6 protein-coding genes and 1 tRNA gene are annotated in these 7,073 nt (G+C 68.1%); 4 read left to right on the top strand and 3 right to left on the bottom strand.

All coding sequences use genetic code 11. The annotated features are described in order from the left end of the window. Positions 1-485: 485 nt before the first annotated feature. Together glnA and VHK87_RS13755 are read right to left on the bottom strand one after the other, a co-directional pair. Complete coding sequence (gene glnA, locus VHK87_RS13760; protein WP_329635457.1) at positions 486-1,895, bottom strand: type I glutamate--ammonia ligase; 1,410 nt, start codon at positions 1,893-1,895, stop codon at positions 486-488. Positions 1,896-1,929: 34 nt separating this feature from the next. Next, complete coding sequence (locus tag VHK87_RS13755) at positions 1,930-2,268, bottom strand: P-II family nitrogen regulator (protein ID WP_329635456.1); 339 nt, start codon at positions 2,266-2,268, stop codon at positions 1,930-1,932. A gap of 446 nt (positions 2,269-2,714) precedes the next feature. On the opposite strand from VHK87_RS13755, the gene VHK87_RS13750 reads away from it, so the two are divergent. Both VHK87_RS13750 and VHK87_RS13745 read left to right on the top strand, forming a co-directional pair. Further along, positions 2,715-3,287, top strand: a complete 573-nt coding sequence (locus VHK87_RS13750; protein ID WP_329635455.1) for a histidine phosphatase family protein — start codon at positions 2,715-2,717, stop codon at positions 3,285-3,287. 142 nt (positions 3,288-3,429) lie between these two features. Further along, entirely contained in the window at positions 3,430-4,890 is a 1,461-nt protein-coding gene (locus tag VHK87_RS13745) for an NAD(P)H-hydrate dehydratase (protein ID WP_329635454.1), read from the top strand. Positions 4,891-5,070: 180 nt separating this feature from the next. On the opposite strand, the gene VHK87_RS13740 is transcribed toward VHK87_RS13745, so the two are convergent. Next, on the bottom strand, positions 5,071-5,427 hold the full coding sequence (locus VHK87_RS13740) for a response regulator (RefSeq protein ID WP_329635453.1): 357 nt from the start codon (positions 5,425-5,427) through the stop codon (positions 5,071-5,073). Between the two features lie 141 nt (positions 5,428-5,568). On the opposite strand from VHK87_RS13740, the gene VHK87_RS13735 reads away from it, so the two are divergent. Further along, positions 5,569-5,653: transfer RNA gene (locus VHK87_RS13735), tRNA-Leu, on the top strand. 159 nt (positions 5,654-5,812) lie between these two features. Beyond that, a partial coding sequence (gene tig, locus VHK87_RS13730) for a trigger factor (protein WP_329635458.1) occupies positions 5,813-7,073 on the top strand: 1,261 nt, incomplete at its 3' end.

Below are 7,073 nucleotides of genomic sequence, written 5' to 3'. Positions count from 1 at the left end.
CATGGATCAACTCGGATGCGCATCGCGCCGGAGACGATCGACCGCTTGATTGGCGGCACGTCCCGGCGGATCAGGTTTAGAAATGGGTGGCGGCAGGCGCATCCGCAACTGGCGGTCGGCGCGCGGCGCTAAGATGACGCCAAATAAAACCGTGATCTCGATCACCCGGCGTCCGGTTGTGAGTCGTGATAGGGTGGGGGAGAACTTGGAAGAGACAGATTGACGACAATCGACCCACTTAAAACGACAACTGTGCGTCCGGCCGCGCCGCAGCGATCGATCACCGCGCCAGCGGCCGTCGACCCCGCGCGGCCGCTCCGAGCGGGGAGGGTCGGTCGGCCTGCAGCACCTGCGGGTCCAAGATGTCCTGAACGCCCGCACGGCTCAGCGCCGCTTCGTAGTCGCCGTCAAAACCGCCGCGCCATGGAAAAGGCCGCGGAGCTTTCGCCCCGCGGCCCTGAAGTCGCCCTGCTAAGAGGCGCGTCCTAGCACTTGTAGTACATATCGAATTCAACGGGGTGCGGGTGCAGCTGCAGCCGCATGACCTCTTCCATCTTCAGCTCGATGTAGCTGTCGATGAAGTCGTCGTCCATGACGCCGCCCTTCTTGAGGAAGGCGCGGTCCTTGTCGAGGTTCTCGAGGGCTTCGCGCAGGCTGCCGCAGACCTCGGGGACCTTCTTCTGCTCGCGCGGCGGCAGGTCGTAGAGGTTCTTGTCCATGGCCGGGCCCGGATCGATCTTGTTCTCGATGCCGTCGAGGCCGGCCATCAGCAGGGCGACGAAGGTCAGGTAGGGGTTGCCCATGGGGTCCGGGAAGCGGGCCTCGATGCGCTTGGCCTTGGGGCTCTCCACGTGCGGGATGCGGATGGAGGCCGAGCGGTTGCGCGAGGAGTAGGCGAGCTTGACCGGCGCCTCGTAGCCGGGGACCAGCCGCTTGTAGCTGTTGGTCGTCGAGTTGGAGAAGGCGTTGATCGCCTTGGCGTGCTTGATGATGCCCCCAATATACCACAGGCACATGTCCGACAGGCCGGCGTACTTGTCGCCGGCGAACAGCGGCTTGCCGTCCTTCCAGATCGACTGGTGCACGTGCATGCCCGAACCGTTGTCGCCGAACATCGGCTTGGCCATGAAGGTGGCCGTCTTGCCGTAGGCGGCGGCGACGTTGTGGATGACGTACTTATAGAGCTGCATCCGGTCCGCCATGGTGATCAGCTCGGCGAACTTCAGGCCAAGCTCGTGCTGGGCCGGCGCCACCTCGTGGTGGTGCTTTTCGGGCTGCATGCCGAGGTCGCGCATCACCGACAGCATCTCGCCGCGCAGGTCTTGCGCCGAGTCCACCGGGTTGACCGGGAAGTAGCCGCCCTTCGGGCCCGGGCGGTGGCCCATGTTGCCTTCCGGGTATTCCTTGGCCGAGTTCACCGGCAGCTCGCGGTCGTCGAACGAGTAGCCGGTGTTCTGCGGGGCGGTGTTCCAGCGCACGTCGTCGAACAGGAAGAACTCGGCTTCCGGGCCGAAGAACACGGTGTCGCCGATGCCGGCGCTCTTGATGTAGTTCAGCGCGGTCTTCGCGATCGACCGCGGGTCGCGGTTGTAGGGGGTGTTGGTGTCGGGGTTCAGCACGTCGCAGAACAGGGCGAGCGTGGTCTGCTGGTAGAAGGGGTCGATGTAGGCGCTGTCCAGGTCCGGACGCAGCTTCATGTCGGACTCGTTGATCGCCTTCCAGCCGGCGATCGAAGAGCCGTCGAACATGGTGCCGTCGGTCAGGAACTCGTCGTCCACCAGGTCGATGTCGAAGGTGACGTGTTGCATCTTCCCGCGGATGTCGGTGAAGCGGACGTCGACGTAGGCGACCTCCTTCTCCTTGATCAGGTTCAGGATGTCTTGGGCGGAAGCCATGGGTTCTGTTCCCCTTCTTAGAGCTCGATGAAAGTCAGATGGCGGAGGAGCCGGTCTCGCCGGTGCGGATGCGCAGCACCTCGGCGACATCGGAGACGAAGATCTTGCCGTCGCCGATGCGGCCCGTGCGAGCGGCGGTGACGATGGCCTCGAGGGCGCCCTGCAACTGGTCGTCGGCGACGACGACCTCGATCTTGATCTTGGGCAGGAAGTCCACGACGTACTCGGCGCCGCGGTAGAGCTCGGTCTGGCCCTTCTGGCGCCCGTAGCCCTTGGCCTCCAGCACAGTCATGCCCTGGACGCCCAGCTCCTGCAGAGCCTCCTTCACCTCGTCGAGCTTGAACGGCTTGATGATGGCTTCGATCTTTTTCATGGGCCTTGGGCTCTGTTCGGTTCGACGAGAGGGCCGCCCCCGAGCGGTCGGCGCGAACCAGCATGCTCCGGGCGGGCGGAACAAGGGGGTCTTGGCGGTTCGCGAAGGCTGTTGCGCCGGATTCGTGCGTTTGACTAGCGTTTAGGCGCCGGGCGCCTAAATCGCGCGCATCGCGGTTTTGGCCGCGGTTGCCGGGAAAACCAGGGTCCGGGACGGGCCGGGGCGTCACCCCGGCGGCGTGTGACGCCGGTTCGGGCGCGGGTTTGCCGAAGAACCGGGTGAATCCGCGCTGCGGCCGACTCCGACGCTGCGCTGCGAAATGCGCGGGTTTGCTGAAGATTGCGGCGCTCCCGGCCCCGGTGGGGAGAGGGGCGGCCCGTCACAGAACCGTTGCCTCCCGTCCCCAGACAGGGAAGAACGAGCCGGACCCACGGAGACCTGAGCCCATGCCCCACCTCTATCTGATCCGCCACGGCAAGCCGGCGACCGTGTGGGGGCAGGGGAGCGACGAGGACCCCGGGCTGGACGACCAGGGCCGGGCCCAGGCCGAAGCCGCGCGCGACGCCCTGCTCGCCCGTCCCGAGAATGAGCGGCCCAAGCGGGTGGTCTCCAGCCCCTTGCGCCGCTGCCGCGAGACCGCCCAGCCGCTGGCCGACGCCCTGGGCGTCGAGGTGGAGATCGACTCCGTGGTCGGCGAGATCCCGACGCCGTCCACCATCGCCCCGGAAAACCGCAGCGCCTGGTTGCGCCAGGTCTTCCAGAGCCAATGGGGCGAGATCGAGGGCGACCTCGATTACGACGAATGGCGCCACGCCATCGCCCGCTCCCTGCGCGCCCGGGGCGATACGGCGGTGTTCTCCCACTATGTGGCGATCAACGCGGTGATGTCCCACCTTGAGGGCCACGACCAGGTGCTGAGCTTCCGCCCGGACCACTGCTCGATCACGGTCCTGGAGACGGACGGCGAGGAGTTGCGGCTGGTGGAGAAGGGGCGCGAGGCGACCACCGGCGTCCTCTGACCTCCGCTCATCGTGGCGGAAACCGGGCTCCAATCGGCCTCGGCGCGGCTCAGGACTCATATCGAGCGGGGTTGAAGAGTTGACCTCCCCAGGCGGCGGGGCTGCAATCGGCGAAGGCTGTTTCGAGGGCAGGGGTGAAGACATGAGCGAGCGCGTGACCCCCCGCCAGATCCTTTCGGTCGCTGAGATCACGGCCGCGGACAAGGCCGCCATCGCCGCCGGCACGCCCGGCGTGGTGCTGATGGAGCGCGCCGGTCAGGCCGTGGTGGAGGAGATCGTGCGCCGCTTCACGCCCAGGCGCGCGGTCGTACTTTGCGGGCCGGGCAACAACGGGGGCGACGGCTATGTCATCGCCCGGCTGCTGAAGGCCCGCGGTTGGCCGGTGAAGGTGCTGGCCCTCGCCAAGCCGGAGACCGGCGATGCGACCGCCGCGGCGGCCCAGTGGGACGGCGAGACGGCGCCTCTGAAGGCGCCGGTCGGCGGCGAGCTGGTGGTGGACGCCCTGTTCGGCGTGGGGCTGACCCGGCCGCTGACCGGCGAGGCGGCGGCGGTGGCGCTGGAGCTGGCCGACCGGCCGGCCCAGGTGGTCGCCGTCGACGTCCCCAGCGGCCTGCCGGGGAATGCCGCCCAGCCGGCCGGCCCCTGCGCCTGCGCAGGCCTCACCGTCACATTCCACGCCCGCAAGGTCGCCCACGCCCTGGAGCCGGGCCGCAGCCGCTGCGGCGAGGTGGTGGTGGCCGACATCGGCCTCGCGGACGCCGGCGCGCGGCTCTACGAGAACACCCCGGACCTGTGGCTGCCGCGCTTCCCTTGGCCCTCGACGACGGCGCACAAGCACGCCCGCGGCCGGATGATCGTTGTCTCGGGCCCGGCGGCCAGCACCGGGGCCGCCCGGCTCGCGGCGCGAGCCGGGCTGAGGATCGGCGCGGGCCTGGTGACCGTGCTCTCTCCGCCGGAGGCGCTGGTCGTCAACGCCGCCCACCTGGAAGCGGTGATGCTGCGGCCCTTCGAAACCGACCTGGAGCTGGAGACGATCGCCGAGCAGATGGACGCCGCCGTGATCGGCCCGGCCGCCGGGGTGACCGAAGCGACCCTGATGAACCTGCTGGCGTTGGCCCGCACCGGCGCGGCCCTGGTGATCGACGCCGACGCCATCACCGCCTTCCGCGGCGATTCGGACGAGCTGTTCTCGGTGCTGGACCGGGACGACGTGCTGACCCCGCACCCTGGCGAGTTTGAGCGGATCTTCCCGCGCCTGCTGGCCTCTTCGCCCGAGCGGATCGCCGCCGCCCGCGCCGCCGCGGACCGGGCCGGGGCCGTGGTGCTGCTGAAGGGGCCGGACACGGTGATCGCCGCCCCGGACGGCCGCGCGGCGGTGAACCTCAACGGCAGCCCGTGGCTGGCCACCGCCGGCTCCGGCGACGTGCTGGCCGGCTTCATCGCCGGGCTGGTCGCCCAGGGGATGGAGAGCTTCGAGGCCGCCTGCGCCGGCGCCTGGATCCACGCCGAGGCCGCCGCCGGCTTCGGTCCAGGCCTGATCGCCGAAGACCTGCCGGGCCTGGCCCCGCCGGTGCTCCGGCGCCTGTACGAAGTCGGGGGGTAGGCTCCCGGAAGTGTCCGGCCCGGCGCCAGGATGTTTTCCGGGCCGGACGTTTCTGGGAAATCGGATCCTGCGCGAGGACCCGCGGCCACTAGGATCGCCACTCGCGATTGTTGCAAGAGGCCTCGTCTCTCGCGCGCGGCGAATTCGGCCCGAGAGGCTAATATGTCGCAGGGCTGCGTGTTAGTGCAGCACGCGCTCCAGCGTGTCGGTCAGCTCGTGCATCACGAACGGTTTGGGCAGGAAGCTCGACGGCTTCACCGCCTCGGTGCGGTAGCGGATGCCCGGCGCGCCCGAGATGAACACCACCGGGATCTCCGGGTAGACGGCGCGGAAGCAGCGCGCGACGCCAAAACCATCGGTCGGCCCGCCCAGGTCGATATCGGTGACCAGCGCTTCGAAGCTCCGCGGCTGCTCGATCGCCCGCAGGGCCTCCGGCGCGGTACCGGCGCAGGTGACGTAGTATCCGCAGGCCTCCAGCTCCTCGCGGATGAGCAGTGAAACTAAGGGGTCGTCCTCGACAAGCAGTACTTTATGCACAGGGTCCTCAATGGCGTCTTCCAGCCCGCGCCAGTTCGCCGAACAACGTGGGTTATCAAATGATTGTTCCCGCGCCTGCACGTTCGCGGCCGCCGCCACTGGTCAGACGCGGGCGGTTTGGCCTAAACGGGGAGCCCCTGGGCGGATGTGGCGGAACTGGTAGACGCACTGGATTTAGGTTCCAGCGCCGCAAGGCGTGGAGGTTCGAGTCCTCTCATCCGCACCAGGGGCGAGGGGCCGGGCGGCGTTACCCATGGTTTGCGCTTTTCCGCTTGGCCGGCTCATGACATAACCCGCCCGCCGCCGCCCGGCCCTTCGGGCGGCGTTCTCAATTCAAGCCGTATGCGGCGATAGTCCAAGGCCGCCGGAAGACCTGAAGATGTCCATGCAGATCGTTGATAAGTCTGGTGAAGGCCTGAGCCGCGTGTTCGGCGTGACGGTGCCCGCCCAAGACCTGGCGGAGAAGCTGGAGGCGCGGATCGCCGAGATCACGCCCCGGCTGAACATCAAAGGTTTCCGTCCTGGCAAGGTGCCGCCCGCCCACGTTCGCCGCCTCTACGGCAAGGCGCTGATGGGCGAGGTGCTTGAGCAGACCTTCAACGAGACCACCCAGAAGGTGCTCGAGGAGAACAAGCTGCGCCCCGCCGGCGAGCCGGACCTGAAGCCCGAGGGCGACCTGGACCAGGTCATCGAAGGCAAGGCCGACCTCTCCTACGAGATCGCCGTCGACGTGATGCCGGAGTTCGAACCGGTGGATCCGTCCACCCTGTCGCTGGTCCGCCCGGTGCACGAGCCCACCGACGAGGACGTCGAAGAGGCGGTGAAGGAGCTGGCGGCCCAGAACCGCACCTATGAGCCGCGCACCGGCAAGACCGTGAAGGCCGAGGACGGCGACCAGGTGGTCATCGACTTCGTCGGCCGCATCGACGGCGAGGCCTTCGAGGGCGGCTCGGCCGAGGACGTGCCGCTGGTGCTGGGCTCCAACCAGTTCATTCCCGGCTTCGAGGAGCAGCTGGTGGGCGCCAAGCCCGACAGCGAGGTGACCGTGAAGGTCAGTTTCCCGGCCGAGTACCAGGCCGCTCACCTGGCCGGCAAGGAAGCCGAATTCGAGGTTAAGGTGAAGGAGGTCAAGGCGCCGGTGGAGTCCGCCGTGGACGACGAGCTGGCCAAGCGCCTGGGCGTCGACGACCTGGAATCGCTGAAGAAGCTGATCCGCGAGAACCTCGAACAACAGTTCCAGCCGTATTCGCGCTTCAAGCTGAAGCGGGCCCTGCTGGACGAGCTGGATTCCAAGCACGACTTCCCGCTGCCGCCGAAGATGGTCGAGGCCGAATTCAACGCCATCTGGAGCCAGGTGCAGGCGGACAAGGAGAACGGCCAGCTGCCGGAAGAGGACGCGGCCAAGCCCGAGGAGCAGCTGCAGACCGAGTACCGCAAGATCGCCGAGCGTCGCGTGCGCCTGGGCCTGGTGCTGGCCGAGATCGGCCGGGCCAACAACGTTCAGGTGACCGAGCAGGAACTGGCCCAGGCCATGCGCCAGGAAGCCATGCGCTACGGCGCCCAGGCTCAGCAGATCTTCGACCTGCTGCGCAAGAACCCCAACGCCCAGGCGCAGATGCGCGCGCCGATCTTCGAGGACAAGGTCG

The sequence above is a fragment of the Phenylobacterium sp. genome (assembly GCF_036263695.1).
GTDB lineage: Bacteria > Pseudomonadota > Alphaproteobacteria > Caulobacterales > Caulobacteraceae > Phenylobacterium.
Note: the sequence above shows the minus strand (reverse complement) of the source record. Positions and strands in the feature narration are given on the sequence as shown.